The organism is Streptomyces zinciresistens K42, assembly GCF_000225525.1.
GTDB lineage: Bacteria > Actinomycetota > Actinomycetes > Streptomycetales > Streptomycetaceae > Streptomyces > Streptomyces zinciresistens.
Window position 1 is genome coordinate 1 of record NZ_AGBF01000450.1, and the last position, 1,152, is coordinate 1,152.

Consider the following 1,152-nt stretch of genomic DNA (forward strand, 5'->3'; position numbering starts at 1 on the left):
CGCCAGCGGCGGCGGCGCACGGCGTCGCCGGCCCGGCCGGCGATCTCCGCCGGCCCCATCCGGGACAGCCGCCGCAGGTACCACAGCGCGCTCGTCGTCATCGCGCGCCCGCCAGCGTCACCGGCGCGCCGGCGGCCAGCCCGGTCCGCACGGCGAGGGTGGCCGCCGTCGTCGCGACCAGCGACTCCAGCGGCACCGGCATCGGCCCGCCGGTGCGCACCGCCCGCACGAACGCGGCGAGTTGGGCGGACTGGCCCTTGTCGCGGGCCCGGGGCAGCCGCGAACTCACCCATCGCCCGCGGCCGTACACCGAGGCGCGGACGAAGTCGTCGAGGCGCAGCACCCTGCCGTCGGCGACCAGGTCCACGGTCTCCTTGGGGAAGCCGGGAGAGCCGGTGGTGACGTAGCTGAGGGTGGCGGTGGACCCGTCCGGGTAGCCCAGCACGACCTGGAGGTCCTCGCCCCCGGGCGTCGCGGTCGCGTACACGGAGACCGGGTCGGCCCCGAGCAGCCAGCTCGCCGTGTCGATGAAGTGACCGCCCTCGCCGGTGAACCGCGAGCCCTCGGCGCCCTGCCGGAGGTACCAGCTCCCGGGTGCCAGCCGGCCCGCGTTGACCAGGTAGCGCAGGCTCGCCGGACCGCTGCGGGCGCCGAACCGCTCGCGCGCCTCCCGGAGCAGGGGCGCGAAGCGGCGGTTGAAGCCCACCTGGACGCGGTCGTTGCCGGACTCCTCCACCGCCGCGAGCACACCGGCCAGTTCGTCCCCGGTGAGCGCCAGCGGCTTCTCCACGAACACCGCCTTGCCGGCCAGCAGCGCCTTGCGCGTCAGAGCGGCGTGCGAGCTGTGCCGGGTCACCACGAACACGGCGTCGACGCCCGGGTCGCCGAGCACCGCGTCGAGATCGGTGGTGGCCTCGGCGAAGCCGAACTTGCGCTGCGCGTTCGCCGCGGACAGCGCCGTCGTGGTGACGACGGCGGACAGGTCGACGCCCTCGCGCCGCGCCAGATGCGGCAGCAGCATCGACGTCGCGTAGGCGCCCGCGCCGACGAACGCCAGCCGCACCGGCGCGCGCACGGCCCGCGCCGGGGCCGGGGAGCCGCCCGGCCGCCGCACCTCGGGCACGGCCGCCTCCGGCGCCCTCGGCACGGCCC

Annotated in this window: 1 protein-coding gene; it reads right to left on the minus strand. The window is 77.2% G+C overall.

Features of this window, described 5'->3' with window-relative positions; translation table 11 throughout:
* Window positions 1-97: 97 nt before the first annotated feature.
* Window positions 98-1,152 (minus strand): Gfo/Idh/MocA family protein (locus SZN_RS37145; protein WP_007506539.1); only part of this gene is annotated, 1,055 nt, incomplete at its 5' end.